Source organism: Sphingomonas sp. HF-S4, assembly GCF_032911445.1.
Taxonomy (GTDB): domain Bacteria; phylum Pseudomonadota; class Alphaproteobacteria; order Sphingomonadales; family Sphingomonadaceae; genus Sphingomonas; species Sphingomonas agrestis.
Genome location: NZ_JAWJEJ010000002.1, coordinates 861,485 through 887,056, shown reverse-complemented (window position 1 = coordinate 887,056; position 25,572 = coordinate 861,485). Strand labels below are relative to the sequence as shown.

The 25,572-nt window shown below is 67.2% G+C and carries 24 protein-coding genes; 15 read left to right on the top strand and 9 right to left on the bottom strand.

The genetic code is table 11. The annotated features are described in order from the left end of the window. Nucleotides 1-19: 19 nt before the first annotated feature. Nucleotides 20-931, bottom strand: a complete 912-nt coding sequence (locus RZN05_RS20225; RefSeq protein ID WP_317228479.1) for a hypothetical protein — start codon at nucleotides 929-931, stop codon at nucleotides 20-22. 184 nt (nucleotides 932-1,115) lie between these two features. Here RZN05_RS20225 and RZN05_RS20220 point away from each other — a divergent pair, with 184 nt between their 5' ends. The 6 genes from RZN05_RS20220 (at nucleotide 1,116) to RZN05_RS20195 (ending at nucleotide 6,663) form a co-directional block, all read left to right on the top strand. Further along, nucleotides 1,116-1,670, top strand: a complete 555-nt coding sequence (locus RZN05_RS20220) for a F0F1 ATP synthase subunit delta (RefSeq protein WP_317228478.1) — start codon at nucleotides 1,116-1,118, stop codon at nucleotides 1,668-1,670. A 2-nt stretch (nucleotides 1,671-1,672) separates the two neighbouring features. Beyond that, nucleotides 1,673-3,202: a F0F1 ATP synthase subunit alpha gene (gene atpA, locus RZN05_RS20215; RefSeq protein ID WP_317228477.1), complete on the top strand. Its 1,530-nt coding sequence runs from the start codon at nucleotides 1,673-1,675 to the stop codon at nucleotides 3,200-3,202. Nucleotides 3,203-3,326: 124 nt separating this feature from the next. Beyond that, nucleotides 3,327-4,217, top strand: a complete 891-nt coding sequence (locus RZN05_RS20210; protein WP_317228476.1) for a F0F1 ATP synthase subunit gamma — start codon at nucleotides 3,327-3,329, stop codon at nucleotides 4,215-4,217. Then, nucleotides 4,217-4,789, top strand: coding sequence for a hypothetical protein (locus tag RZN05_RS20205; RefSeq protein WP_317228475.1), 573 nt, complete (start codon nucleotides 4,217-4,219; stop codon nucleotides 4,787-4,789). Before RZN05_RS20210 ends, RZN05_RS20205 begins: the two co-directional genes overlap by 1 nt. A 19-nt stretch (nucleotides 4,790-4,808) precedes the next feature. After that, entirely contained in the window at nucleotides 4,809-6,281 is a 1,473-nt protein-coding gene (gene atpD, locus RZN05_RS20200; protein ID WP_394804839.1) for a F0F1 ATP synthase subunit beta, read from the top strand. A 130-nt stretch (nucleotides 6,282-6,411) separates the two neighbouring features. Continuing rightward, entirely contained in the window at nucleotides 6,412-6,663 is a 252-nt protein-coding gene (locus RZN05_RS20195) for an ATP synthase F1 subunit epsilon (RefSeq protein WP_294817049.1), read from the top strand. Here the strand turns inward: RZN05_RS20195 and RZN05_RS20190 are convergent, their stop codons facing one another. Then, the gene (locus tag RZN05_RS20190) at nucleotides 6,664-7,086 is read right to left on the bottom strand and encodes a DUF6265 family protein (protein WP_317228474.1); all 423 of its coding nucleotides are present in this window, start codon (nucleotides 7,084-7,086) and stop codon (nucleotides 6,664-6,666) included. Between the two features lie 136 nt (nucleotides 7,087-7,222). On the opposite strand from RZN05_RS20190, the gene RZN05_RS20185 reads away from it, so the two are divergent. Both RZN05_RS20185 and RZN05_RS20180 read left to right on the top strand, forming a co-directional pair. Next, nucleotides 7,223-8,785, top strand: coding sequence for a CpaF family protein (locus RZN05_RS20185; RefSeq protein WP_317228473.1), 1,563 nt, complete (start codon nucleotides 7,223-7,225; stop codon nucleotides 8,783-8,785). A 41-nt stretch (nucleotides 8,786-8,826) separates the two neighbouring features. Then, nucleotides 8,827-9,966: an aspartyl protease family protein gene (locus RZN05_RS20180; protein WP_317228472.1), complete on the top strand. Its 1,140-nt coding sequence runs from the start codon at nucleotides 8,827-8,829 to the stop codon at nucleotides 9,964-9,966. Here the strand turns inward: RZN05_RS20180 and RZN05_RS20175 are convergent. Continuing rightward, nucleotides 9,963-10,172 carry a hypothetical protein gene (locus RZN05_RS20175; RefSeq protein WP_317228471.1) on the bottom strand — a complete coding sequence of 70 codons (210 nt, stop codon included), beginning with the start codon at nucleotides 10,170-10,172 and terminating at the stop codon, nucleotides 9,963-9,965. The genes RZN05_RS20180 and RZN05_RS20175 overlap by 4 nt on opposite strands. A 30-nt stretch (nucleotides 10,173-10,202) precedes the next feature. Between RZN05_RS20175 and RZN05_RS20170 the strand changes: the two genes are divergently transcribed. Then, on the top strand, nucleotides 10,203-11,015 hold the full coding sequence (locus tag RZN05_RS20170) for a class I SAM-dependent methyltransferase (RefSeq protein WP_317228470.1): 813 nt from the start codon (nucleotides 10,203-10,205) through the stop codon (nucleotides 11,013-11,015). Nucleotides 11,016-11,104: 89 nt separating this feature from the next. Next, nucleotides 11,105-12,145 (top strand): methyl-accepting chemotaxis protein, encoded by a 1,041-nt coding sequence (locus RZN05_RS20165; protein ID WP_317228469.1) that lies wholly within the window; start codon nucleotides 11,105-11,107, stop codon nucleotides 12,143-12,145. A 144-nt stretch (nucleotides 12,146-12,289) separates the two neighbouring features. On the opposite strand, the gene phaR is transcribed toward RZN05_RS20165, so the two are convergent. Next, entirely contained in the window at nucleotides 12,290-12,862 is a 573-nt protein-coding gene (gene phaR / locus RZN05_RS20160) for a polyhydroxyalkanoate synthesis repressor PhaR (protein WP_317228468.1), read from the bottom strand. Between the two features lie 68 nt (nucleotides 12,863-12,930). Here phaR and RZN05_RS20155 point away from each other — a divergent pair, with 68 nt between their 5' ends. Both RZN05_RS20155 and RZN05_RS20150 read left to right on the top strand, forming a co-directional pair. Then, nucleotides 12,931-13,941: an alpha/beta fold hydrolase gene (locus RZN05_RS20155; RefSeq protein WP_317228467.1), complete on the top strand. Its 1,011-nt coding sequence runs from the start codon at nucleotides 12,931-12,933 to the stop codon at nucleotides 13,939-13,941. A 37-nt stretch (nucleotides 13,942-13,978) separates the two neighbouring features. After that, nucleotides 13,979-15,154: an acetyl-CoA C-acetyltransferase gene (locus RZN05_RS20150; protein WP_317228466.1), complete on the top strand. Its 1,176-nt coding sequence runs from the start codon at nucleotides 13,979-13,981 to the stop codon at nucleotides 15,152-15,154. A 39-nt stretch (nucleotides 15,155-15,193) separates the two neighbouring features. On the opposite strand, the gene RZN05_RS20145 is transcribed toward RZN05_RS20150, so the two are convergent. Both RZN05_RS20145 and RZN05_RS20140 read right to left on the bottom strand, forming a co-directional pair. Then, complete coding sequence (locus RZN05_RS20145; RefSeq protein ID WP_317228577.1) at nucleotides 15,194-16,222, bottom strand: alanine racemase; 1,029 nt, start codon at nucleotides 16,220-16,222, stop codon at nucleotides 15,194-15,196. Nucleotides 16,223-16,235: 13 nt separating this feature from the next. Next, nucleotides 16,236-17,825, bottom strand: coding sequence for an MFS transporter (locus RZN05_RS20140; protein WP_317228465.1), 1,590 nt, complete (start codon nucleotides 17,823-17,825; stop codon nucleotides 16,236-16,238). Between the two features lie 123 nt (nucleotides 17,826-17,948). On the opposite strand from RZN05_RS20140, the gene RZN05_RS20135 reads away from it, so the two are divergent. After that, nucleotides 17,949-18,212: a DksA/TraR family C4-type zinc finger protein gene (locus RZN05_RS20135; protein ID WP_317228464.1), complete on the top strand. Its 264-nt coding sequence runs from the start codon at nucleotides 17,949-17,951 to the stop codon at nucleotides 18,210-18,212. Between the two features lie 38 nt (nucleotides 18,213-18,250). On the opposite strand, the gene RZN05_RS20130 is transcribed toward RZN05_RS20135, so the two are convergent. Continuing rightward, nucleotides 18,251-20,080 (bottom strand): ABC-F family ATP-binding cassette domain-containing protein, encoded by a 1,830-nt coding sequence (locus tag RZN05_RS20130; RefSeq protein WP_317228463.1) that lies wholly within the window; start codon nucleotides 20,078-20,080, stop codon nucleotides 18,251-18,253. Nucleotides 20,081-20,263: 183 nt separating this feature from the next. Between RZN05_RS20130 and RZN05_RS20125 the strand changes: the two genes are divergently transcribed. Together RZN05_RS20125 and RZN05_RS20120 are read left to right on the top strand one after the other, a co-directional pair. Beyond that, entirely contained in the window at nucleotides 20,264-21,178 is a 915-nt protein-coding gene (locus RZN05_RS20125; RefSeq protein WP_317228462.1) for an alpha/beta fold hydrolase, read from the top strand. Then, nucleotides 21,175-21,633, top strand: a complete 459-nt coding sequence (locus tag RZN05_RS20120) for a cupin domain-containing protein (RefSeq protein WP_317228461.1) — start codon at nucleotides 21,175-21,177, stop codon at nucleotides 21,631-21,633. Before RZN05_RS20125 ends, RZN05_RS20120 begins: the two co-directional genes overlap by 4 nt. Before the next feature lie 32 nt (nucleotides 21,634-21,665). On the opposite strand, the gene metH is transcribed toward RZN05_RS20120, so the two are convergent. Together metH and RZN05_RS20110 are read right to left on the bottom strand one after the other, a co-directional pair. Continuing rightward, nucleotides 21,666-24,263, bottom strand: a complete 2,598-nt coding sequence (gene metH / locus RZN05_RS20115; RefSeq protein ID WP_317228460.1) for a methionine synthase — start codon at nucleotides 24,261-24,263, stop codon at nucleotides 21,666-21,668. Nucleotides 24,264-24,406: 143 nt separating this feature from the next. Continuing rightward, complete coding sequence (locus tag RZN05_RS20110; protein ID WP_317228459.1) at nucleotides 24,407-25,453, bottom strand: homocysteine S-methyltransferase family protein; 1,047 nt, start codon at nucleotides 25,451-25,453, stop codon at nucleotides 24,407-24,409. Nucleotides 25,454-25,572: the final 119 nt, after the last annotated feature.

Below are 25,572 nucleotides of genomic sequence, written 5' to 3'. Positions count from 1 at the left end.
TCCCCTGAAGGGGAGGGGCTTAGGAGCGCCGCCGCCGAGCCCGCTCCGCGGCATCCGCGCGGCCGGCGATGAGGCGGGTGGCGCGTTCGAATCCTTCGCGGCCTTCGCTTGCCCCTGCCTGCGCGGCATCCCGGTACAGCCCCAGCGCGTCCTCATAGGCCCCGCGCTGCTCGGCGCAGAGCCCCAGGTTGAACAGCAGCGAGGGATGCCCGGCCGCCTCGGCCCGCATCGCGTCCCAGCCGTGGCACGCGCCTTGTGCGTCGCGCTTGGTGCGCTTGACCCAGTCCTTGAAGCGGTTGGCGGTCTCCTTCGACAGCCCCTTGGTGTTCTCGCGAACCCGTATCTTGTAGGTATCGACATGCGGGACCAGGTCGCCGCGCAGCGATCCGGCGATGCCCTGGATCGCGTTCTCGATAACGTCCTCCGCGGTGCGCCCCGGATTGCCGCCCGGGCACCAGGTCACTTCCTCGCGGAACGGCTTGGGCTCCGAATAGAGAATGCGGCCGTCGCCGTTATGGACGATGCGGATATCGGCCTTGACGTCGATGATCCGGCGCTTGCAGCGGACCTCGACCTGCTCCTCCTTGGTGCACTTGCCTTTGCCGTCCTTCTCGACGCACTTCTTTTCCTTCCTGGTCCAGCCGCTCTCCTCGACTCCCGAGGAGATGCTGCCCGAGATCGATCCTTCGGCATTCTCGCGCCCGGTGCGCCCAGCGAGCAGCTCGAACTGGCTGCCCGCCAGCGCGCGCTCGATCGCGATCTGGAGCGCCGCGCCGTCATTGCCGCCGAACCGCTCGACCGCGACCGATTCGAGGAAGCTCGCCTCGCGATTGTTCGCCGGAAACTCGCCGGTGATCTCCAGCACCTCGCCCCGCGCGACTCCGGCGCAGGCCAGCGCCGACGCCGCGAGCAACAGGCCGATCCTATGCATTCCCCCCTCCCGATGACGTCCCCGGCGCGCAGAGCATCACCTTCGCCGCCGCTTGTCCAGAGGAGTCGGGTTGCATCCCCGTGACACCGATGCTAACCGCGCCGCGACCCATCGGGGCGCCCATCCGGCGTGCCCCTTTTTTGCATGGGGCCAATTCCGAACCCTCCAAGAGGAACAGACACGCGTGGAGAATTCCGGCGGTATCCAGGCCAGTCTAAGCGGACGCTATGCAACCGCCCTGTTCGAGCTTGCGCGTGAGTCGAAATCCCTGCCCCAGGTCGAGGCCAGCCTCGCCACGGTGCGGCAGGCGCTCGACGAATCGGCCGACTTCAAGGCGCTGACCAGCAGCCCGCTGGTCAGCCGCGGCGACGCCGCCAAGGCGATCGCGGCGACGGCGCAGGCGCTCAAGCTCGATGTCACCACCGGCAACTTTCTGGGCGTGCTCGCGCAGAATCGCCGGCTCGGCCAGCTTCCCGCGATCATCCGTGCCTTCCGCCAGCTGGCAGCGGCGCATCGTGGCGAGACCACTGCCGAAGTCACCTCGGCGCACCCGCTCGATGCCGAGCAGGTCGATGCGCTCAAGGCGCAGCTGCGCACCCGGCTGGGCCGTGACGTCAATGTCGACCTTTCGGTCGATCCCTCGCTCCTTGGCGGGCTGGTCGTGAAGATCGGCAGCCAGATGATCGATTCGTCGATCAAGACCCGACTGAACTCCCTCGCGCAGGCGATGAAAGGCTGAACATGGATATCCGCGCCGCAGAAATCTCGAAGGTCATCAAGGACCAGATCGCCAGCTTCGGCACCGATGCGCAGGTCTCCGAGACCGGCCAGGTGCTCAGCGTCGGCGACGGCATCGCGCGCATCCACGGGCTGGACAATGTCCAGGCCGGCGAGATGGTCGAGTTCGCCAACGGCATCCAGGGCATGGCGCTCAACCTCGAGGCCGACAATGTCGGCGTCGTGATCTTCGGCTCGGACGCCGAGATCAAGGAAGGCGACATCGTCAAGCGCACCGGCACCATCGTCGACGTGCCGATCGGCAAGGGCCTGCTCGGCCGCGTCGTGGACGGCCTGGGCAATCCGATCGACGGCAAGGGCCCGATCGTCGCCGACCAGCGCAGCCGCGTCGAAGTCAAGGCGCCGGGCATCATCCCGCGCCAGTCGGTCAGCGAGCCGATGCAGACCGGCCTCAAGGCGATCGACGCGCTCGTTCCCGTCGGCCGCGGCCAGCGCGAGCTGATCATCGGCGATCGCCAGACCGGCAAGTCGGCCGTCGCGATCGACGCCTTCATCAACCAGAAGGGCGTCAACGCCGGCGACGACGAGAGCAAGAAGCTGTATTGCGTGTACGTCGCAGTCGGCCAGAAGCGCTCGACCGTCGCGCAGCTCGTCAAGACGCTCGAAGAGAATGGCGCGATGGAATATTCCATCGTCGTCGCCGCGACCGCTTCGGAGCCCGCGCCGCTGCAGTTCCTCGCGCCGTACACCGGCACCGCGATGGGCGAGTATTTCCGCGACAACGGCATGCACGCGCTGATCGTGTTCGACGATCTTTCGAAGCAGGCCGTCGCCTATCGCCAGATGTCGCTGCTGCTGCGCCGTCCGCCGGGCCGCGAAGCCTATCCGGGCGACGTGTTCTATCTCCACAGCCGCCTGCTCGAGCGCGCGGCGAAGATGTCGGACGCGAACGGTGGCGGCTCGCTGACCGCGCTGCCGATCATCGAGACGCAGGCCGGCGACGTTTCGGCCTACATCCCGACCAACGTGATCTCGATCACCGACGGCCAGATCTTCCTCGAGACCGACCTGTTCTTCGCGGGCATCCGCCCGGCGATCAACGTAGGTCTCTCGGTGTCGCGCGTCGGCTCGGCCGCGCAGACCAAGGCGATGAAGAAGGTCGCCGGCTCGATCAAGCTCGAGCTCGCCCAGTATCGCGAGATGGCGGCGTTCGCGCAGTTCGGCTCGGACCTCGACGCCTCGACCCAGAAGCTGCTCAACCGCGGCGCGCGCCTGACCGAGCTGCTCAAGCAGCCGCAGTTCAGCCCGCTGCCGTTCGAGGAGCAGACCGTGTCGATCTTCGCGGGCACCCAGGGCTTCCTCGACGGCATCGCCGCGCAGGACGTGGTGCGCTACGAGCAGGCGATGCTCGCCGAGCTGCGCTCGAAGCATGCCGGCATCCTGACCGCGATCCGCGACAGCAAAGATCTCAAGGACGACGTCCGCGACCAGCTCAAGGCCGCGCTGACCGAGTTCGGCAAGACGTTCGCGTAAAGCAAAAGAGCCCTCTCCCCACCGGGAAGAGGGTTGGGAGAGGGGCAGTGTCCCGCACCTCTCCGTCCATGCCCCTCTCCCCCGCCCTCTCCCCGGAGGGGAGAGGGAGTAAGAAGAGAAGAAGATGGCCTCTCTCAAGGCACTCAAGGTCCGGATCAACTCGGTCAAGTCGACCCAGAAGATCACCAAGGCGATGAAGATGGTCGCCGCCGCCAAGCTGCGCCGTGCGCAGGAGGCGGCGGAGGCCGGGCGTCCCTATGCGCAGCGCCTCGAGAGCGTGGTCGCGAGCCTCGCCTCGAAGGTGACGGTGAGCGAATCCTCGCCCAAGCTGCTCGCCGGCACCGGCAAGGACCAGGTGCACCTGTTCGTCGTCGCGACGTCGGACAAGGGCCTGGCCGGCGCGTTCAACACCAACATCGCCCGCCTGGCACGCCGCCGGGCGCAGGAGCTGATCGCGCAGGGCAAGACGGTCAAGTTCTACACGATCGGCCGCAAGGGCCGCGCGGTACTCAACCGACTGTTCCCCAAGGACTTCATCCACTCGATCGAGCCGGGCGACCTGGGCAAGCTGAAGTTCGCCGAATCGCGTGCCTATGCCGACGACCTGATCGCGCGCTACGAGGCGGGCGAGTTCGACGTCGCGCACCTCTTTTATTCGCACTTCAAGTCGGTGCTGACCCAGGAGCCGACCGAGCAGCAGATCATCCCGGTCGCGCCGTCCTCGGTTCCCGAAGGTACGCCGACCAGCCAGGCGGCGCCCGCCGCGGTGATCTACGAGCCCGACGAGGAAGCGATCCTCGCCGACCTGCTGCCGCGCAACGTTGCGATCCAGCTGTTCCGCGCGATGCGCGAGAATGCCGCGTCGGAGCAGGGCAGCAAGATGACCGCGATGGACAACGCCACGCGCAACGCCGGCGATCTGATCAAGCGGCTGTCGATCCAGTATAACCGCGCCCGCCAGGCCGCGATCACCACCGAGCTGGTCGAGATCATCTCGGGCGCCGAAGCGCTCTGATGCTCGGCCGCGCCGCCCTTCTCCTCGCACCGCTGGCGCTCGCCGGCTGCGGCGGCGCGCCTTCGCAGGATGGCGCGGCGCTGCAGAAGCAGGAGCAGGCGCGCGCCGCCGATCTTGCCAAGGTTACCGGCTGGGAGCGTGCCTTCCAGCCCGACGTCGCGATCGCCGCAGCCAATCAGTTCGGCTTCCACGCCCCGGCGTACGGCCCGGCCAAGAACGGCTTCGCGAGCATCGGCACCCCGGTTCTGGTCAGCGACAGCGGCGCCAAGGCGCCCAACCGCGCCGGCTTCGCCGCGACCGGCGCGACGGCCGACCGCATCGACGCGCTGGCGTTCGACCTCGCGATCACCGATGCGAACAGCGCCAAGCTGGCGCACACGCGCTTCGCCGACATCGTTCGCGATTTCCTGTTCCAGTCGAAGATCGACGCCAAGTCGGTCCACGAAGCGATCGTCAAGGGCGAGGCCGCCAAGGGCCAGCTCGGCGGGATCGACTATGCAATCGAGAAGGCGGCCGACCGCCTCACCGTGACTTTCCACCGCACCGGGGCTAGTGCCCCCGCCAACAGCTAGAAGCCGCAAGGAAGAGACGATGGCAACCGCCGCTGAAATCACCCGTCCGGGCACCACCAACAATGTCGGCCGCATCTCGCAGGTCATCGGCGCCGTCGTCGACGTGTCGTTCGATGGTGGCGTGCTGCCCGCCATCCTCTCGGCGCTCGAGACCGACAATAACGGCAACCGCCTCGTCCTCGAGGTCGCCCAGCATCTCGGCGAGAACACGGTTCGCACGATCGCGATGGACGCGACCGAGGGCCTGACCCGCGGCCAGTCGGTCACCGACACCGGTTCGCAGATCCGCGTCCCCGTCGGCCCCAAGACGCTCGGCCGCATCCTCAACGTCATCGGCGAGCCGATCGACGAGCGCGGCCCGGTCAATGCCGAGATCACGTCGCCGATCCATGCCGAGGCCCCCCTCTTCGTCGACCAGTCGACCGAGAGCAGCATCCTCGTCACCGGCATCAAGGTGATCGATCTGCTCGCGCCCTACGCCAAGGGCGGCAAGATCGGCCTGTTCGGCGGCGCCGGCGTGGGCAAGACCGTGCTCATCCAGGAGCTGATCAACAATATCGCCAAGGGCCATGGCGGCACCTCGGTGTTCGCGGGCGTCGGCGAGCGCACCCGTGAGGGCAACGATCTCTATCACGAGTTCCTCGACGCCGGCGTCATCGCCAAGGACGCCGACGGCAACGCCCAGTCGGAGGGCTCGAAGGTCGCGCTGGTATACGGCCAGATGAACGAGCCGCCGGGCGCCCGTGCCCGCGTCGCGCTCTCGGGCCTGACGATCGCCGAGTATTTCCGCGACGTCGAAGGCCAGGACGTGCTGTTCTTCGTCGACAACATCTTCCGCTTCACCCAGGCGGGCGCCGAGGTGTCGGCACTGCTCGGCCGCATTCCTTCGGCCGTGGGCTACCAGCCGACGCTGTCGACCGACATGGGCGCGCTGCAGGAGCGCATCACCTCGACCAACAAGGGTTCGATCACCTCGGTCCAGGCCGTGTACGTTCCCGCCGACGATCTTACCGATCCGGCGCCGGCAACCTCGTTCGCCCACTTGGACGCGACCACGGTTCTCAACCGCGCGATCTCGGAGCTGGGCATCTACCCGGCAGTCGATCCGCTCGACTCGACCTCGCGCGTGCTCGAGCCCCGCGTCGTCGGCCAGGAGCATTACGAGACCGCCCGCGCCGTCCAGGCGATCCTGCAGAAGTACAAGTCGCTGCAAGACATCATCGCGATCCTGGGCATGGACGAGCTTTCGGAAGAAGATAAGCTGACCGTCAGCCGCGCCCGGAAGATCCAGCGCTTCCTCTCGCAGCCGTTCCACGTCGCCGAAGTGTTCACCGGCATCCCCGGCGCGTTCGTGCAGATCGAGGACACCATCAAGTCGTTCAAGGCGGTGGTGAACGGCGAGTACGACCACCTGCCGGAGTCGGCCTTCTACATGGTCGGCGGCATCGACGACGCCATCGCCAAGGCGCAGAAGCTGGCCGCCGAGGCGTAAGAACCACTAGCCCCTCCCCTTCAGGGGAGGGGTTGGGGTGGGCCCTGTCCGCGAGCCACAGGCTCGGCGAGCCGGCACTGCCCCACCCCCAACCCCTCCCCTGAAGGGGAGGGGCTTAGGAAGAAAAGAAATGCTGCACTTCGAACTCGTCACCCCCGAACGTCTCGTCCGCTCCGAGGACGTGCACATGGTCGTCGTCCCCGGCACCGAGGGCGATTTCGGCGTGCTCGAAGGGCATGCCCCGCTGATGTCGACGATCCGCGACGGCAATCTCGAAATCTACAAGACCGGCGCCACCACGCCCGAGACGATCCGCATCGAAGGCGGCTTCGCCGAGGTCAACGAGCGCGGCCTGACCGTGCTGGCCGAAAAGGCCGACTAATTATTCCGCCGTGCGGTGGAAGGTCCACCGCACCGCCCTGCTGCCATCGAGCATCGAGATCTCCGTCAGCAGCGCCTCGCCCTCGCGCCAATAGCGCACGCGCTGCGGATAATCGTGGCTGCGCTCCTCGAAGGTCACCGATCGCGCGGCGGAATCGAACTTCGCCATCCAGAAATCGGTCGGCTTCTGGTTCGCCGGCTCGGCGTGGAAGAATATCCCCGATTCACTGACCATGATCATCATGGCTTCGTTCGTCCGCACGCTCGTGCCCATCCGGCTGGTACCCGTGCCGTGCATCCTGCCCTTGTCCATCGGCGTCCAGGTCTCGCAAATGACTTTGCCGTCTCTCGGCTCGGTGCACCAATGCCCGGCAAGCCAGCTCAGATCAGGTTGCTGCGCGAGCAGCAGAGCAGCGAACAACATCGGCATCAGCCTCGCAGGGGATAGGCCGGGAAAGTCCCACACCGCCGCCACCTGCACAACCAGGCATTCGATGGTTAGGCAATTCTAAAGCCTTGGCGGCTAAGCCTGCCCAATCGCGGGGATTATGGGTTAACCGATGAGCGCTTTCGGACGACGCAACGGAATGGGTGGCGGAGCAGCGGGCGGACGGCCTGCGTTCGGCGTCGCACGCCCGATGCAGGGCCCCGGGCCCGCGCCGCGTCCCTCCGATCCGATGCCGACCGGCGGCGATCAGTTTCCGCCGCTGGGCAGCGTTCCTCTCCCCGGCGCTGGCGCTCCCGATCCGATGGAACTGCGCGATCCCAGCGCGGGCAACGCCGCCAATACCGACGCATTGCAGCGACTCGCCGATCGCCAGGCCGCTTCGGGCGAGGCCGGCAATTCGCGCGTCGAGGGTTTCGAAGCCTCGATCCACCGCATCAAGGAACAGGTGCTGCCGCGCCTGCTCGAGCGCGTCGATCCCGAAGCCGCGGCGACGCTGAGCAAGGACGAACTCGCCGAGGAATTTCGCCCGATCATCGGCGAAGTGCTCGCCGAGCTGAAACTTACCCTTAATCGCCGCGAGCAGTTCGCGCTCGAGAAGGTTCTGGTCGACGAACTGCTCGGCCTGGGGCCGCTCGAAGAGCTGCTCTCCGACCCGGCGATCTCGGACATCATGGTCAACGGCCCCGAGCAGACCTTCATCGAACGCAAGGGCAAGCTCGAGCTCGCCAACATCCAGTTCCGCGACGAGGAGCATCTGTTCCAGATCGCGCAGCGGATCTGCAACTCGGTCGGCCGCCGTGTCGACCAGACCACGCCGCTCGCCGACGCCCGATTGAAGGACGGCAGCCGCGTCAACGTGATCGTGCCGCCGCTGAGCCTCAAGGGCACCGCGATCTCGATCCGTAAATTCTCGGCCAAGCCGATCACGCTCGACATGATGGCCAACGGCGGCTCGATGAGCCAGAAGATGGCCACCGCGCTCAAGATCGCGGGCGCCAGCCGCTTCAACATCGTCATCTCGGGCGGCACCGGCTCGGGCAAGACGACGATGCTCAATGCGCTGTCGAAGATGATCGACCCGGGCGAGCGCGTGCTGACGATCGAGGACGCGGCCGAGCTTCGTTTGCAGCAGCCGCACTGGCTGCCGCTCGAAACGCGCCCGCCCAACCTCGAGGGCCAGGGCGAGATATCGATCCGCGACCTCGTCAAGAACGCGCTGCGTATGCGCCCGGATCGCATCATCCTCGGCGAAATCCGCGGCAGCGAGTGTTTCGACATGCTCGCCGCCATGAACACGGGTCACGACGGCTCGATGTGTACGCTCCACTCCAACTCTCCGCGCGAGGCGCTCGCCCGTATGGAGAACATGGTGATGATGTCGGACATCAAGGTGCCCAAGGAAGCGATCAGCCGCCAGATCGCCGACTCGGTCGATCTGATCATCCAGGTCAAGCGCCTGCGCGACGGTTCGCGCCGCGTGACCAACGTCACCGAAGTGATCGGGATGGAAGGCCCGGTGATCGTCACCCAGGAACTGTTTAAGTTCGAGTATCTCGACGAGAGCGCCGACGGCAAGATCATCGGCGAATATCGCTCGATGGGCCTGCGCCCCTACACGCTGGACAAGGCCAAGCAGTACGGCTTCGACCAGGCGATGCTCGAGGCGTGCCTCTAAGCGCGATGTCCTCGCGGGCGTTTCGGCGCTAAGGCGGACACATGCTTGCCCTGCTCGCGCCGGTCGTCGCGCTCACACAGGTCGTGCCCGGCGCTACGCTGGCACCCGATACCGAGGCGCGCTGGATCGATTTCCAGCGCACCGCCTACAATCAGCTCCGCTTCCCGATCGAGCTCGACGGCCATGCCGCCTGGGCGATTCTCGATACCGGGCTCAGCGACACGATCGTCACGTCCAGCTTTGCCGAGAAGGCAGGGTTGACGGCTGCTCGGCGCCAGCGCGCGATCGCGATCGGCGGCGGCGTCGAAGTCGGCTGGGCGCAGGCGAAGTCGATCCGCCTCGGCGGACTCACGCGCACTTCGGCGCGCGTCGGCATCGCCGATCCGAAGGGCGGGATACGATTCGGGGCCGATATCCTGGTCGGCGCGGACCTGCTCTCATGCTGCGCGCTCGACATCGATTACGACGCAAAACGATTCCGCATCCTGCAAAGCGGGCGGATGCCGTTCACCGGCAGCACCGCGATGCTGCGGCACCGGGAGCGCGGCGTATACCAGTCCGACGTCAGCGTGGCGGGCAAGGTACTGCGACCGATCATCGTCGATACCGGCGACGGCGGATCGCTGACATTGAGCCGCGCGGCCTGGCTCTCGACCGGCTATCGCGGCGGGCGGGTTACCACCACACTCGGCTGGGGGATGGGCGGCCCGGTGGTCACCGACACGCTGGTGATCCCGTCGCTCGCGCTCGCCGGCATGGCACCGCACGAGGCCGAACTGCGCATCGAAGGCGAAGGCGGCTTCTCGGCGAGCGTCGGCGCGGCGGGCCGTCTCGGCTCGGGACTGCTGGAGCGCTATCGCGTGCTGCTCGACCCGCGCGCCGGGCGGATGGTGCTCCAGCCGGGGAAGACCATCGCCGCGAAGGTGCCGCGCTCGACCAGCGGGCTGCTGATAGAGTTCACCGGCAGCGCACTGCGCGTCGTCCATGTCATGCGCGGCTCGCCCGCCGCGGCAGGTGCGTGGCAAGCGGGCGACACGATCTGCGCGGCCGACGGCATCGCCGTGGCCGAAGACGTCCGCGACGGGACCGTCGAATGGTCGGTCGGCCCGCCCGGCCGTACCGTCATGCTGAAGCTGTGCGACGGAAGCGAACGCAGCCTGACGCTGGCCGATTTCTACTAGCGCTGGTTGAGCGCGATGCTTGCCAGGGCCAGCGCGAGCAGCATCGCCAGCACCTGGAGCAGCATCCACGGCATGAACCCCACCCGGTCGAGATGCCGCCGCCGCTTGCGGCGGTACTCGCCGAAGCCGCTGACCAGCGCGACGAAGACGGCAGCCACCGCGCCGCCCCATAATTGCTGTTGCATCGTCTCGAAAAAGTCCCACATGGCCCGTGCCCATCTAGGCAAGGAATCGCCATGCGCCAGACCCTGACCGTTTTCGCTCTCCTCACGACGGCGATTGCCGTCGCCAGCGTCGCAGCGGGGGAGCCCAAGACCCAGCGCAGTACGGTTCAGGCCGCAGTCGCCGCGACCACGCGTACGCCGGCGAATATCGCCCGCGACAAATATCGCCACCCGGTCGAGACGCTGACCTTCTTCGGGGTCAAGCCGGGCAATACGGTGGTAGAGATCTGGCCGGGCGGCGGCTGGTACACCGAGATCCTAGCCCCGCTCACTGCCGGCAAGGGCACGCTCTATGCCGCGGCCCCATGGCCCAACGGCACAAAGGGCGTGCAAGGCCTCCAGGCCAAGGACGCGGCGCTCTACGGACCGATCAAGCTCGCCGCCTTCCCCTGGGCCGAGGGCCAGCCCAAGGTTCCCGACGGCAGCGCCGACGTGGTCCTCACGTTCCGCAACGTCCACAACTGGCGAATGGGGAACGCGCAGGAAGGCGATTACTCCGCCAAGGCGTTCGCGCAGATGTTCGCGATGCTCAAGCCCGGCGGCGTGCTGGGCATCGAGGATCATCGCCTGCCCGAGAGCGCCAGCGCCGAGCGCGAGAAGAACAGCGGCTATATCAAGGTCTCGACGGTGCGCCGACTCGCCGAACAGGCCGGGTTCAAGTTCGTCGCCGCGTCCGAAGTCAATGCCAACCCCAAGGACACCACCGACTGGAAGGACGGCGTCTGGACGCTGCCGCCAACCTATCGCCTCAAGGACGTCGATCGCGCCAAGTACGAAGCGATCGGTGAGAGCGACCGGATGACGTTAAAGTTCAGGAAGCCCTGAACTTTATTTTGTTGCGGTAGCGAAATACTCCATGCTCCGTTAACCACTGCTGGGTAGCAATGGGGTCCGTGCCACGCCGGATCCGCTCCTTGTTGTCCGTCCTTCGCGACGAGGTCGACACTTTCGCCAGCACGAGCGAGGAAATCGCCGCGCGCACCAACCTGCTCGCGCTCAACGCCGCGATCGAGGCCGCCCGCTCAGGCGAGGCCGGGCGCGGCTTTTCGGTGGTCGCGCAGGAAGTCAAGGCGCTCGCCCAGCAGGCGCGCCACGCCAGCCTCGAGTTCCGCTCCGAAGTCCGCGAGCGACTCGCGCTCGGCGCGGGCATCGCCGACGAGATGGTCGGGGAGATCGAAGGCACCCGCCTCGTCGAGCTCGCCCAGGCGCTGATCCAGAACGTCACGCGCCACCTCTACGATCGCAGCGTCGATCTGCGCCTGATGGCCTCGGACGCGGAAGTCATCGCGGCGACGCTGGATCCGACGCCCGAGAAGATCGCCGCCGCGCAGGAACGCCTCGCGGTGTTCGCGCGGACATCGCCTTATTATCTCAACGCCTTCGTCGCCGATCGCGACGGGCGGATCGTGATCTCGTCGGACCCCAATGCGCGCGTCCGCCAGACCAATGTCGCCAACGCCTCGCAATTCCTCAAGGCGATGGGCAGCACGCACCACGACCAGTGGTTCACCGACGAGGTCTGGCAGAACCCCTGGTCCGAGCACCGCGCGGTGCTCGTCTTCGTCACCGGCATCCGCGAGCGCGGCGCCGGCGGCCGGCCCGCCGGGGTATTCTATGTCGAATTCGACTGGGAAAGCCGCATCCCGGCGATCATCTCCGATCGCTCGCTGTTCGCCGAGCGCGAATGGGCGCGTACGCGCATCTCGATCGTCGACGAATCGGCGCGGATCGTCGCCGACTCGTCGGGCATGCGCTTCGGCGAGACGGTTCCCCTGCCACGCAATGCCGTCCGCGGCGCCGAGGCACGCGCCGACACGACGATCGCCTTCGCCACGGCCGCCAGCTATCACGGCTTCGACGGGCTCGGGCTGCGCTGCGTGATCGAGCAGAAGATGATCAGCCTGGACGAGATCCAGGCGGCTTTGGGCGGGTTGGGCAAGCGCAAGGCCTCTTAGCTCCCTCCCTGCAAGGGGGCGGGTGGGTGGCGAGCGCAGCGAGCCTCCAAACTATCGGCGAAAAAAGAAAAGGCCGGGCATCGAGCCCGACCTTTTCTAACCCACCCCTAGCCCCTCCCTTGCAGGGAGGGGAATCGGAGGCGCTTACTTTGCCAGCTTCTCGATCTTGTCCTGCAGGCGCGCCAGCTCGGCCTTGAGCGCGGAGACATCGTCGCCGCCTTCCGCCGGCTTCGCCGCGGGGGCAGCAGCCGCGCCGCCGCCCACCCCGGCGGCACCCGGCTTGAACGCCTCGGCCGCGGCTTCGAACATCGCCATGTTGCGCTTGGCGATCTCGGCGAAGGGCGAGTTGGCGAACGCCCCCTCGACCGCCGACTTGAACTGTTCCTGGTTGCGGCGGAAGCTGTCCATCGACGCCTCGAGATAGCCCGGCACCATCGCCTGCATCGAATCGCCATAGAGCGAGATCAGCTGGCGCAGGAAATTGACCGGCAGCATCGACGTACCGCGCGCTTCCTCTTCCATGATGATCTGGGTGAGGACGTTGTGGGTGATGTCCTCGTCAGTCTTGGCGTCCACGACCTTGAAGTCGCGCCCCTCGCGCGTCATCGCGGCGAGATGATCGAGCGTGATGTAGGACGAGGTTTCGGTGTTGTAGAGCCGGCGGTTCGCGTATTTCTTGATGATGACCGGACCCGAACCCGTAGCAGCCTTCTTCATGGACACCCCCGCGCGTGATTGACGCACATCTATCACCCTTTTCCGCATCGCAACAAGGGCCTCGCCCTTTGCCGCTGTTTCTGGCGCTTTTGCGCAGCGAAACTGCAGCATCGCCCGAAAGTCGCGCCGCAGCACTATCCGGGCTGCGTATCTATCAGGAAACGCCCCGTCCGGCGCCGCGCCCGGCGATGCCCGCCATCGCCCAGGCCGGCCGCGCGACGCTGCGCGACTATGGCGGCGAAGGCATCCCCGTCGTGTTCGTGCCGTCGCTGATCAATCCGCCGCTGGTGCTCGATCTCGCCGAGGACAATTCGCTGCTGCGCTGGCTGGCGACGCAGGGCTTCCGCCCGCTGCTCGTCGACTGGGGCTCGCCGACGCCCGACGACCGCGCCCAAGACGTCACCGCGCATGTCGAGCAATTGCTGCTGCCGCTGCTCGCCGCGCTCGATCGCGCGCCGGTGCTCGCCGGCTATTGCCTGGGCGGCACGATGGCGATCGCCGCGGCATCCGCAATCGAGACTGCGGGGCTCGTCACCATCGCCGCACCCTGGCGCTTCGCCGGCTATGGCGACGCGCTTGAGCCCATATCCGCGCTGTGGGACGAAGCGCACGAAACCTGCGAGCGCCTGGGCCTTGTCCCGATGGAAGTCCTCCAGGCTGGCTTCTGGCAACTCGATCCCAGGCGCACCGTCGCCAAGTTCGAACGCTTCGCCAGGCTCGACCCGAAAAGCGAAGCGGCGCGCGCCTTCGTCACGCTCGAGGATTGGGCCAATGGCGGCGCCCCGCTACCCTTCGCCGCGGGCCGCCAGTTGTTCGAGGATTTCTTCGTCGCCGACCTGCCCGGTGGCGGCCGCTGGCAGATTGCGGGCAAGCCGGTCGATCCCGAGTCGTTCGGCGCCCCTGCGCTCTCCTTCGTCTCGACCACCGACCGCATCGTCCCCGCCGCCAGCGCCGCGCGGCTGGGCGACGTTCGCGAGCTGGCGATGGGACATGTCGGGATGATCGTCGGCGGCCGCGCGCGCGCCGCGCTGTGGCAGCCGCTTGCGGACTGGCTAACCGCGCTCCGCCACCCTAGATAGCCGCCGAACCACGAAGATATCTGCGCAGGAGCCTTGCATGACCGAGATCGTGATCACCGCCGCGAAGCGTACCCCCGTGGGCAGCTTCCTCGGCGCCTTTGCCGCCACGCCCGCGCACGAGCTGGGCCGCATCGCGATCGAGGCTGCGCTCGAGCAGGCCGGTGTCAAGGGCGAGGACGTCAGCGAAGTCATCATGGGCCAGGTGCTCACGGCGGCGCAGGGCCAGAACCCCGCGCGCCAGGCGTCGATGGCCGCCGGCGTTCCCAAGGAAGTCCCCGCCTGGGGCGTCCAGCAGGTCTGCGGCTCGGGGCTGCGCGCCGTCGCGCTCGCGGCGCAGGCAGTCGCCACCGGCGACGCGACGATCGTCGTTGCCGGCGGGCAGGAGAGCATGTCGATGTCCACCCACGCCCAGTCGCTGCGCCCGGGCACCAAGATGGGCGATCTCGCGCTGGTCGACACGATGATCAAGGATGGCCTGACCGACGTGTTCAACGGCTATCACATGGGCATCACCGCCGAGAACCTGGCCGAGCAATATCAGGTCACCCGCGGCGAGCAGGACGCCTTCGCCGTCGCCAGCCAGAACAAGGCCGAAAAGGCGCGCGCCGAGGGCAGGTTCAAGGACGAGATCGCGCCGGTGACGATCAAGGGCCGCAAGGGCGACACGGTGGTTGCCGACGATGAATATATCCGCGCCGGCGCCACCGTGGATGGCGTGTCGGGCCTGCGACCGGCCTTCAAGAAGGACGGCACCGTCACCGCCGCCAACGCCTCCGGCCTCAACGACGGCGCCGCCGCTTTGGTGGTGATGAGCCGCGAGGAAGCCGAGAAGCGCGGCGCGCCGATCCTGGCGACGATCAAGAGCTGGGCGAGCGCCGGCGTCGATCCGTCGATCATGGGCATCGGCCCCGTCCCCGCCTCGAAGAAGGCGCTGGAGAAGGCCGGCTGGACGATCGCCGATCTCGACCTGATCGAAGCCAACGAGGCGTTTGCCGCGCAGGCGCTGTCGGTCGGCAAGGAACTCGGCTGGGACGCCGACAAGGTCAACGTCAACGGCGGCGCGATCGCGATCGGCCACCCGATCGGCGCCTCGGGCGCGCGCGTGCTCACCACGCTGATCTACGAGATGCAGAAGCGCGACGCCAAGAAGGGCCTCGCCACTTTGTGCATCGGCGGCGGCATGGGCATCGCGATGTGCGTCGAACGCGGGTGATCTGAGCCTATCGGGAACCGCCCATCCGGGCGGTTCCCGTCATGCCTGATCCCAGATACGGTCGAACCGCGACCCCAGCCCGGTGATCAGTTCGTACTGCGAGAGCCCACTCAGCGCCGCGGTCTCCGGCAGGCCATAGTCGATCGCCACCCAGTCGCCCTCGGCAAGGCCGGGCGCGGCATCGGCGCGGATCGCGGTCATGTCCATCGAAACGCGCCCGATCACCGGCAGCGCCACGCCTCCGAACCGCGCGCCGCCCTTGCCCGAGAAGCAGCGCAGATAGCCATCGGCATAGCCCAGGTTGAGCACCGCCACCTCGGTGTCCGCCGTCGCCGTGAAAGTGGCGTTGTATCCGACGACTTCTCCCGCGCGCACGCGCCGCCGCTGGATCACCTGCGCCTGCGGCGTCACCACCTGGCGGATGCCGGCATGCGCGGCGCATTGCTGCCCGCCATACAGCGCGATCCCCGGTCGGGTCAGGTCGAAGTGATAGCCCTCGCCCAGCGCGATCCCCGCCGAATTGGCGAGGCTCATCCGCTTCGCCGAGGTGCGCCCGGCGAGCGCCGCGAACCCGGCACGTTGCGACTCGTTGCGCGGCGACTCCTCGTCCGCGCAGGCGAGGTGGCTCATCAGCACCTCGATCGCGAGCCCGTCGAGCAGCCCGTCGGCCACGTCCTGCGCTGCGATGCCGAGCCGGTTCATGCCGGTATCGACCATCACGTCGCACGCCCCGCCGCCGGCCGCGTGCCAGCGCCGTACCTGCGCCACCGTATTGAGCACCGGCCGCGCAGTGCCGGGCCGATCGGCCATGTCTTCGTCGCGCACGCCGTGGAGCACCGACACCGACACGCCCAGATCCGCGAGCGCGCGCGCCTCGCTCCACATCGCGACGAAGAAGTCGCGGCACCCCGCCTCGGCCAGCCGCCGCACCACCTCACGCGCGCCGAGCCCATAGCCGTCGGCCTTGACCGCCGCGCCGCACGCGGCAGCGCCGCTCAACCGCTGGAGCAACCGCCAGTTGGCGACCAATGCGTCGCCATCGAGCCTCAACCTCAGGGGGGAATGCATCATCCGCCCGCGGTTAGCGCGCGGCGGACGCCCGCGCCACCACCGTCTCCTTCAGGCCCCATGCCGTGACGGCAAGTGCCAGCGCCACCACCGCGAAGGTATACCACAGCCCGGCATAGGGGTCGCCGGTCCGCGCGACGATATACTGGCTGATCAGCGGCAGGAATCCGCCGAAATAGCCCGTGCCGATATGATAGGGGATCGACATCGAGCTGTAGCGGATCTTCGAGGGGAACATCTCCGAAAGCAATGCCGCCACCGGGCCGTAGGTCGCCCCCGACAGCGCGGTCAGCCCGACGATCGCGAGCACGATCACCGCGATGTTGCCCGCGGGCGGCACCGACGGCGCGAGATCATAGCCCGCCGCCGCCAGTGCGGTGTCGAGCCCGGCCGGGCTGGTATCGGCGACCGGCAGCCCGCCGATCGACACCGTCACTGCCGGGGCCTTGGTGGTCTTGTACGCCACGCCCTTTTTCGAGAAATGGTCGAGCAGCGCGCCGCATTCGTCGGCCTGTTTCGCGGCGAACGGATCATAGCCGCAGTGCGGGCCGGAGACGATCACCGGCGCGCGCCGCGCCGCCTCGGCCAGCCCCGGATTGGCGGCGCTGCCGATCACCCAGAACAAGGGGAAGAGCATCACCAGCGTCAGCGCATAGCCCGCGACGATCGGCACCTTCCGCCCGATCCGATCGGAAAGGTGCCCGAAGAACAGGAAGAAGCCGACCCCCAGGATCGCCGCGCCGCCAGTGATCAGCTGCGCCGCGGTCGGATCGAGCCGCATCGGCCCCGACAGGAACGACAGCACCGAGAAGGTCGCGGTGTACCAGATCACCGTCAGCCCCGCCGCGATCCCGAACAGCGCGACGAACAGCCGCTTGCCGTTACCGGGATAGGTGAAGCTCTCGACGAACGGGTTCGCTGCGGTCTCCCCGGCTTCCTTCATCGCCTTGAACACCGGGCTCTCGGAGAGCTTCAATCGCATCCACAGCGACACTGCGAGCAGCACGATCGAGAACAGGAACGGCACCCGCCAGCCCCAGCTGTCCCACACGCCGGCGAGCGCGATCTTGGAAAGCAGCACCACGGCGATGCTCAGGATGAACCCGCCGATCACGCTCGCCTGGATGAAGCTGGTGTGGAAGCCCGCGCGCCCGGCCGGCGAATGCTCGGCGACATAGATCGCCGCGCCGCCATATTCACCGCCCAGCGCCAGCCCCTGGGCGATTCGGAGCGCGATGATCAGCACCGGCGCCGCCATCCCGATCGCGGCATAGCTCGGCACCAGCCCGACGCCCGCGGTCGCCACGCCCATCAGCGTGATCGTCACCAGGAAGGTGTATTTGCGCCCCAGCTTGTCACCGAGATAGCCGAACAGCACCGCGCCGAGCGGCCGGAAGCCGAACCCGACCGCGAACCCCGCCCAGGCAAGCAGCGCCTGCAGCACTTCGTTGCCCGCAGGAAAGAAGGTGCGCCCGATGATCCCCGAGGCGGCGAGCGTCCCGTAGATGAAGAAGTCGTACCATTCGAACACGGTGCCAAGCGACGACGCGCTGATCACCAGCCGCATGTCCTTGCCGCCCGGTTCCGCTGCTGCTGTGGCCATGCGTGTCCCTCCCTGTTTGCCCAAGGTGTAGCGCACGCGCACGCTGCGGCAAGGCCGGGCGTGGAACTGGTGCTGCCGTCACCCATTCTACAATCACTTCAACTGGATAGCTGGACTCGGGCAATGGCCAACGGATGGGCGCAGGATGGCGCCGTGCAGGATCAGATCGACGACACCGTGGCCGATGCCGTACTGGCCGCCCGCGCACGCATGCCGAGCGGCGAAAGCGCGCAGTATTGCGGCGTCTGCGGTGACGACATTCCCGAAGCCCGCCGCCGCGCGGTGCCCGGAACCCGCACCTGCGTCCTCTGCCAGTCCGGCCGCGACGCGATGATCCGCAGCGCCGGCATCAACCGCCGTGGCAGCAAGGACAGCCAGCTGCGGTAGGCGAGGCTCCCTCTCCCTGAAAGGGAGGGCTTGTTGGTTCAGCCCGCCGCCTCCAGCGCCTCGCTCGCCTCCATCCACGCCAGTTCCGCCGCCTCGACCTGCGCATCCAGCTCCGCGCGCTGCTTCATCAGCTCGCCCATCGACTGGCCGGCAGGCGTGGGCCCGGCCAGCGCCGCGTCGATCTCCTCGCGCTTGCCGATCAGCCGCGCCAGCGCCGCCTCGGCGTCGCGCGCGACCTTCTTTAGCTCTTTCTCCTTGTCGCGGTTCAGCGCCTTGCGGCCCTTCTTCTCGCCCTTGCCGCCCTTGTCGTCCTTGCTCAGCACGAAGGCGATATAGTCCTCGATCGAGCCGTCGAAGTCCTTCGCCGTGCCGCTGTCGACCAGCACCAGCCGGTCGGCGGTCATCTCGAGCATGTGGCGGTCGTGGCTGACGATCACCACTGCGCCCGAATAGGCATTGAGCGCCTGGATCAGCGCCTCGCGCGCGTCGACGTCCAAGTGGTTGGTCGGCTCGTCGAGGATCAGCATGTGCGGCGCATCGCGGGTGATCAGCGCCAACGCCAGCCGCGCGCGCTCGCCGCCCGAAAGCTTACCCACCTGCGTCGTCGCCTTCTGCCCCTCGAACCCGAACCGTCCGAGCTGGCCACGCACCGCGCCCTGGCTGGCGCCCTTCATCAGCCCCGTCATGTGCTGGAGCGGAGTCTCGTCGCGGTCAAGTTCCTCGACCTGATACTGGGTGAAATAGCCCACCCGCATCTTGCCGCTGGCGTTCATCTCGCCTTCCATCGGCGTCAGCTGCGCGGCAAGCAGGCGGGCCAGCGTGGTCTTTCCGTTGCCGTTGCGCCCGAGCAGCGCGAGCCGGTCGTCGGGATCGATCCGGAGATTGAGCCGCTTTAGGATCGGCGTCTCGCTATATCCCACCGCCGCCAGATCGAGCGTGATCAGCGGCGGACGCAGCTCGTCGGGATTGGGGAAATCGAAGCTCAGCGACGGATCGTCGATCATCTCGGCGATCGGCTGCATCTTCGCCAGCATCTTCACGCGGCTCTGGGCCTGCTTCGCGGTCGAGGCGCGTGCCGAATTCTTGGCGATATATTCCTGCAGGTGGGCGCGCTGCGCATCCTGCTTGGCCTTGGCCGAGGCGAGCTGCGCCTGGCGCTCGGCGCGCTGCCGCTCGAACGCGTCGTATCCGCCGGGATAGAGCGTCAGCTTGCCGCTGCCCAAATGGAGGATATGATCGACGATGTTGTTGAGGAAGTCGCGCTCGTGGCTGACCAGCAGGATCGTCGCCGGATAGCTCTTCAGGAAATCCTCGAGCCACAGCACTGCCTCCAAGTCGAGGTGGTTCGAAGGCTCGTCGAGCAGGAGGCAATCGGGCTGCGAGAAGAGCAGCGAGGCGAGCGCCACGCGCATCTTCCATCCACCCGAGAAACTGTCGAGCGGCCGGTGCTGCATGTCCTCGTCGAAGCCCAGACCGACCAGGATCGTCGAGGCACGCGAGGGTGCGGTGTACGCGTCGATCGCGATCAGCCGCTCATAGACGTCACCCAGCCGGTCGGGATCCTCGCACGTCTCGCTCTCCGCCATCAGCGCGGTGCGTTCCTTGTCGGCGGCAAGCACCGTCTCGAACGGAGTCGAATCCCCGTGCGGCGCTTCCTGCGCGATATAGCCGAGCGTCGTCCCGCGCGGCATCGTGATGCTGCCCGTGTCGGGCTCGAGCTGGCCGGTGATCGTCTTGATCAGTGTCGTCTTGCCGGCGCCGTTGCGGCCGATCAGGCCGACACGCCCGCCGGGCGGCAGCTTGGCGGTGGCACCGTCGATGATCGCGCGCCCGCCCAGGCGCACCGTGATGTCGGTCAGGTTGAGCATGGCGCGCGCCTAGCCCATTCCGGCACGAGCGTCACCCCGAAGCTTCCCCAACTTCCTACCAGTCACCCCCGGGGCCTGTGCCGGCGTGACGGTTTGAGGTGGGACACCTTCATAGTTGCTGGAATGTTGCTCGAATCTGACATAGCCTGTCCTCCGCGGCCTTCCGCCGCTGGAGGTCCGTTCATGCGCATCCTCGCTCCCCTGCTGCTTCTGCTTGCCGCCGCGCTTCCTGCACACGCCCAGGTCCCCGCCTATCCGTCCGCGTTCAAGACCCAGGAGATCGCCACCAACGGCACCACGCTTCATGTCCGCATCGGCGGCAGCGGGCCGGCGGTGCTGCTCCTCCACGGCTATGGCGAAACCGGCGACATGTGGGCGCCGCTCGCCGACACGCTGATGCGCGATCACACTGTGGTCGTCCCCGATCTGCGCGGCATGGGGCTCTCGGCGGTCGCGACCGGCGGCTATGACAAGAAGAACCAGGCGGCGGACATGATCGCGCTGCTCGACGGCCTCAAGATCGCCAAGGCCGACGTCGTCGCGCACGATATCGGCAACATGGTCGCCTACGCGCTCGCCGAGCAGAACCAGGCGCGCGTCACCAAGCTGGTGCTGATCGACGCGCCGGTGCCCGGCATCGGCCCGTGGGAAGAGGTGCTCAAGAACCCGATCCTCTGGCATTTCCGCTTCGGCGGCCCCGACATGGAGCGGCTCGTCGCCGGCCGCGAGCGCATCTATCTCGATCGCTTCTGGAACGACTTCTCCGCCGACCCGAAGCATTTCGACGAGGCTTCGCGTGCACACTATGCCGCGCTCTATGCCCGCCCGGGCAACATGCATGCCGGCTTCGCGCAGTTCGCCGCGTTCGATCAGGACGCGATCGACAATCGCGCATTGCTCGCGCGGTTCGGCAAGCTGCCGATGCCGGTCCTCGCGCTCGGCGGCGAAAAGAGCTTCGGCGACCAGATGGCCGCGATCATGCGCACCGCCGCGACCAACGTCACCGGCGGCGTCGTGCCCGGCTCGGGCCATTGGATCATGGAGGAGAATCCCGCGGCAACGGTCAAGCTGGTGACCGATTTCCTGGGTGCCAAGTGATCCGCGCCGCACTCGCGCTTGCCGCACTGCTCGCCGCCGCGCCTGCCGATCGCGAGGTAAGGCTCACGCCGGGCGAGGTCGCAGCACTGCCGCAGATCGGCGCCGTCGCGGGCACGTCCGGGCTCACGGGGGTCGAAACCCGCGTGCTGAGCGGCGACCCCGCCAAGCCCGGCCTGTTCGCGATCGAAATCAAGGTCCCGCCCAACACCCGCATCGCCGCGCACAGCCACAAGGACGAACGCACCGCGACGGTGGTCTCGGGCATGTGGCATTTCGGCTATGGCCCCAAGGCAGACGACAGCCTGCGCAAGCCGCTGCCGCCCGGCAGTTTCTACACCGAACCCGCCGGGATCCCGCATTTCGCCCGCACCGGGCCGGAGGGCGCACACGTATACATCACCGGCTACGGCCCGACCGACACGGTCTATGCCGAACCGGCCGACGCGGGGCGCTGACCCGTTTCACCCTGGCGAGTGCCGGAGTGAAATCAGTCCAGGTTTGGCCGCAGATACCGCGTAGCCAGGTCGAGCGGGATCCCGCGCCGCGCTGCATATTCCTCGAGCTGGTCCTGCCCGATCCGCGCGACGCCGAAATACTCGGCCTGGGGGTGGCCGAAATAAAAGCCCGAGACCGCTGCGGTGGGCAGCATTGCGAAACTCTCGGTCAGGCTGATGCCCGTGCGCTTGTGCGCGTCGAGCATCTTGAACAGGATCGGCTTGAGGCTGTGCTCGGGGCAGGCCGGATAGCCCGGTGCCGGGCGGATGCCGCGATACTGTTCCTTGATCAGCGCCTCGTTGGTCAGCTGCTCGCCCTCGGCATAGCCCCACAGCGAGGTGCGCACGAACTGGTGCAGCCGCTCCGCGAACGCCTCGGCCAGCCGGTCGGCCAGCGCCTTGAGCAGGATGTCCGAATAATCGTCGATCGCGTTCTTGAAGCGCGCGAGATGCGGTTCGATCCCGTGGATGCCCACGGCGAACCCGCCGATCCAGTCGCCGTCATGATCGATGAAGTCGGCCAGGCACATGTTCGCCCGGCCCTCGCGCTTGGCGATCTGCTGGCGCAGCATCGGCAAGGTATAGTGCACCTCGTCCTCGACATGGACGATGATGTCGTCGCCCTGGCGGCGGCACGGCCACAGCCCGGCGACGCCCCGCGCGGTCAGCCACTTCTCGGCGATGATCTTGTCGAGCATCGCCTGCGCATCGGCGAACAGCGACGTCGCGCTCTCGCCGACCACCTCGTCCTCGAGGATCGCCGGATAGTTTCCGGCAAGCTCCCAGGCGCGGAAGAACGGCGTCCAGTCGATATACTTCCGGAGATCCTCGAGATCCCAGTCGAGGAACTCGTGGACGCCGGGCATCCGCGGCTTGCGGGGCTTGAGCGCCATGTCGGCCTCGAACGCATTGTCGCGCGCGGTCGCCAGCGGCAGCAGCGCGCTCTGGCCCTTGCTCGCCCGCGCCACGCGAACCTGCTCGTACTCGGCGGCGACCTTGGCGACATAGTCGTCGCGCTGCGTATCGCTCACCAGCGCCGTCGCCACGCCCACTGCGCGCGACGCGTCGAGGACATGGACCACCGGGCCCTTGTACATCGGCTCGATCTTGAGCGCGGTATGCACGCGGCTGGTGGTCGCGCCGCCGATCAGCAGCGGCATCGTCATCGCCGAGCGCTGCATCTCCTCGGCGACGGTGACCATCTCGTCGAGCGACGGGGTAATCAGCCCCGAAAGCCCGATCATGTCGGCATCGTTCTCGTTCGCCGCCTCGAGGATCTTGGTCCAGGGCACCATCACGCCTAGGTCGACTACTTCGAAGCCGTTGCACTGGAGCACCACGCCGACTATGTTCTTGCCGATATCGTGGACGTCGCCCTTCACCGTGGCCATGATGACCTTGCCCTTGCCCTTGGCGCCGGGCTCCTTGGCGGCCTCGATGAAGGGCAGCAGATGCGCCACTGCCTTCTTCATCACGCGGGCGGACTTGACCACCTGAGGCAGGAACATCTTGCCCGATCCGAACAGGTCGCCGACCACGTTCATCCCGTCCATCAGCGGGCCCTCGATCACCTCGATCGGCCGCGCCGCCTTGACCCGGCACTCCTCGGTGTCCTCGACGACGAATGCGTCGATACCTTTCACCAGCGCGTGTTCGAGCCGCTTCTCCACCGCCCAGCCGCGCCACTCGGCCGCCTGCTTCTCGGCGACCGCATCGGTGCCACGGTATTTCTCGGCAAGCGCGACCAGCCGGTCGCCCGCCTCGGGATCCTTGTTGAGGATGACGTCCTCGACCGCGGTGCGCAGCTCGGGATCGATCTGGTCGTACACGTCGAGCTGGCCGGCGTTGACGATCGCCATGTCCATCCCCGCGGGGATCGCATAGTATAGGAACACCGAGTGCATCGCTTTCCGGACCGGCTCGTTGCCGCGGAAGCTGAACGACAGGTTCGAAAGCCCGCCCGAGATATGGCAGTGCGGGCACCGCGCCTTGATCTCGCGGCACGCCTCGATGAAATCGACGCCGTAATTGTTATGCTCCTCGATCCCCGTCGCCACCGCGAACACGTTGGGATCGAAGATGATGTCCTCGGGCGGGAAGCCGATCCCGACGAGCAGGTCATAGGCACGCGAGCAGATTTCGACCTTGCGCTCCTTGGTATCCGCCTGGCCGACCTCGTCGAACGCCATCACCACCACCGCGGCGCCATACGCCATGCACTTGCGCGCATGATCGAGGAACTGGTCGACGCCTTCCTTCATGCTGATCGAATTGACGATCGGCTTGCCGCTGACGCACTTGAGCCCCGCCTCGATCACGTCCCATTTCGAGCTGTCGACCATCACCGGAATGCGGGCGATGTCGGGCTCGGCCTGGATCAGCTTGAGGAAGGTGGTCATCGCCTCGTGCGCGTCGAGCAGGCCCTCGTCCATGTTGACGTCGAGCACCTGCGCGCCGGCCTCGACCTGCTGGAGCGCGACTTCGACCGCGGCGGGGTAGTCCCCGTTCATGATCAGCTTCTTGAAGCGCGCCGATCCGGTGACGTTGGTGCGCTCGCCGATATTGACGAAGCCGGTGGAGAGGTTGGTCATCGGTTCTTCTTCTTAACCCCCTCTCCCCTCCGAGGAGAGAGCTGGGGAGAGGGGGGGTGTCTTCAATCGCTAGCTTCGAGAGCGGCGGCACAGTCCTGCCCCTCTCCCAACCCTCTCCCCGGAGGGGAGAGGGCTTTAGAAAGTCATGCCGTCATCGTGAACGGTTCGAGCCCGGCGAGCCGAGTCTGCACCGGCTGCACCGGGATCGGCCGTGGCGGCAATGCCGCGACCGCGTCCGCGATCGCCTTGATATGCGCCGGGGTCGATCCGCAGCACCCGCCGAGCACGTTGACCTGCCCGGCATCGGCCCATTCCTTGACCAGCCCCGCAGTGGTCGCCGGTGCCTCGTCATAGGCGCCGAGCTCGTTGGGCAGGCCGGCATTGGGGTAGACCATGATCAGCGTGTCGCAGAGCGCCGACAGCGTCTTGACGTGCGGCCGCAGCTGCTCCGCGCCGAACGAGCAGTTGAGCCCGATCGTCACCGGCTTGGCATGCCGCACCGCGTGCCAGAACGCCTCGACGGTGTGCCCCGACAGATTCCGCCCGCTCAGGTCGGTCAGCGTCATCGAAAGCATGATCGGCAGGTCGCGGCCCAGCGCCTGCGCAGCTTCGAGCGCGGCCATCACCGCCGCCTTGGCGTTGAGCGTGTCGAAGATCGTCTCGATCAGCACGAAATCGATCCCGCCCTCGACCAGCGCGTCGATCTGCTCGCGATACACGTCCTTGAGATAATCGAAATCGATCTCGCGATAGCCCGGATCGTTGACGTCGGGGCTCAGCGAAAGCGTCTTGTTGGTCGGCCCCAGCGCGCCGGCGACGAAGCGCGGGCGCCCATCCTTGGCCTCGAACTCGTCGGCGATCGACCGCGCCAGCTTCGCGCTCTCGACATTGATCTCGCGCACCAGATGCTCGGCGCCGTAATCGGCCTGGCTGATCCTGTTGGCCGAGAAGGTGTTGGTCTCGGCGATATCGGCACCGGCCTCGAAATAGGCGCGGTGGATCGACGCCGGCACCTCGGGCTTGGTCAGCGCGAGGATGTCGTTATTGCCCTTCTGGTCGTGGCTCAGCCCGAGCGTACCCGCATAGGCCGCCTCGTCGAGCTTCCAGTTCTGGATCTCGGTCCCGAACGCCCCGTCGGTGATCAGGATGCGCTTTGCTGCTTCGGCCAGCAGGGATTCGCGTGGTGTCATGGTCTTCACCTTCTTAAGCCCCTCCCCTTCAGGGGAGGGGTTGGGGGGTGGGGCCTGTCTATCTCATCGAGAGCAGCGCTCGCGGCACTGCCCCACCCCAACCCCTCCCCTGAAGGGGA

Coding starts and splice junctions, on each gene's coding strand:
- RZN05_RS20225 (WP_317228479.1), bottom strand. CDS start 931: ATGCATAGGATCGGCCTGTTGCTCGCGGCGTCGGCGCTGGCCTGCGCC.
- metH (WP_317228460.1), bottom strand. CDS start 24,263: ATGACCAACCTCTCCACCGGCTTCGTCAATATCGGCGAGCGCACCAAC.
- RZN05_RS20175 (WP_317228471.1), bottom strand. CDS start 10,172: ATGTGGGACTTTTTCGAGACGATGCAACAGCAATTATGGGGCGGCGCG.
- RZN05_RS20145 (WP_317228577.1), bottom strand. CDS start 16,222: ATGCATTCCCCCCTGAGGTTGAGGCTCGATGGCGACGCATTGGTCGCC.
- RZN05_RS20150 (WP_317228466.1), top strand. CDS start 13,979: ATGACCGAGATCGTGATCACCGCCGCGAAGCGTACCCCCGTGGGCAGC.
- RZN05_RS20130 (WP_317228463.1), bottom strand. CDS start 20,080: ATGCTCAACCTGACCGACATCACGGTGCGCCTGGGCGGGCGCGCGATC.
- RZN05_RS20110 (WP_317228459.1), bottom strand. CDS start 25,453: ATGACACCACGCGAATCCCTGCTGGCCGAAGCAGCAAAGCGCATCCTG.
- phaR (WP_317228468.1), bottom strand. CDS start 12,862: ATGAAGAAGGCTGCTACGGGTTCGGGTCCGGTCATCATCAAGAAATAC.
- RZN05_RS20125 (WP_317228462.1), top strand. CDS start 20,264: ATGCGCATCCTCGCTCCCCTGCTGCTTCTGCTTGCCGCCGCGCTTCCT.
- atpD (WP_394804839.1), top strand. CDS start 4,809: ATGGCAACCGCCGCTGAAATCACCCGTCCGGGCACCACCAACAATGTC.
- RZN05_RS20140 (WP_317228465.1), bottom strand. CDS start 17,825: ATGGCCACAGCAGCAGCGGAACCGGGCGGCAAGGACATGCGGCTGGTG.
- RZN05_RS20135 (WP_317228464.1), top strand. CDS start 17,949: ATGGCCAACGGATGGGCGCAGGATGGCGCCGTGCAGGATCAGATCGAC.
- RZN05_RS20205 (WP_317228475.1), top strand. CDS start 4,217: ATGCTCGGCCGCGCCGCCCTTCTCCTCGCACCGCTGGCGCTCGCCGGC.
- atpA (WP_317228477.1), top strand. CDS start 1,673: ATGGATATCCGCGCCGCAGAAATCTCGAAGGTCATCAAGGACCAGATC.
- RZN05_RS20185 (WP_317228473.1), top strand. CDS start 7,223: ATGAGCGCTTTCGGACGACGCAACGGAATGGGTGGCGGAGCAGCGGGC.
- RZN05_RS20180 (WP_317228472.1), top strand. CDS start 8,827: ATGCTTGCCCTGCTCGCGCCGGTCGTCGCGCTCACACAGGTCGTGCCC.
- RZN05_RS20170 (WP_317228470.1), top strand. CDS start 10,203: ATGCGCCAGACCCTGACCGTTTTCGCTCTCCTCACGACGGCGATTGCC.
- RZN05_RS20210 (WP_317228476.1), top strand. CDS start 3,327: ATGGCCTCTCTCAAGGCACTCAAGGTCCGGATCAACTCGGTCAAGTCG.
- RZN05_RS20195 (WP_294817049.1), top strand. CDS start 6,412: ATGCTGCACTTCGAACTCGTCACCCCCGAACGTCTCGTCCGCTCCGAG.
- RZN05_RS20190 (WP_317228474.1), bottom strand. CDS start 7,086: ATGTTGTTCGCTGCTCTGCTGCTCGCGCAGCAACCTGATCTGAGCTGG.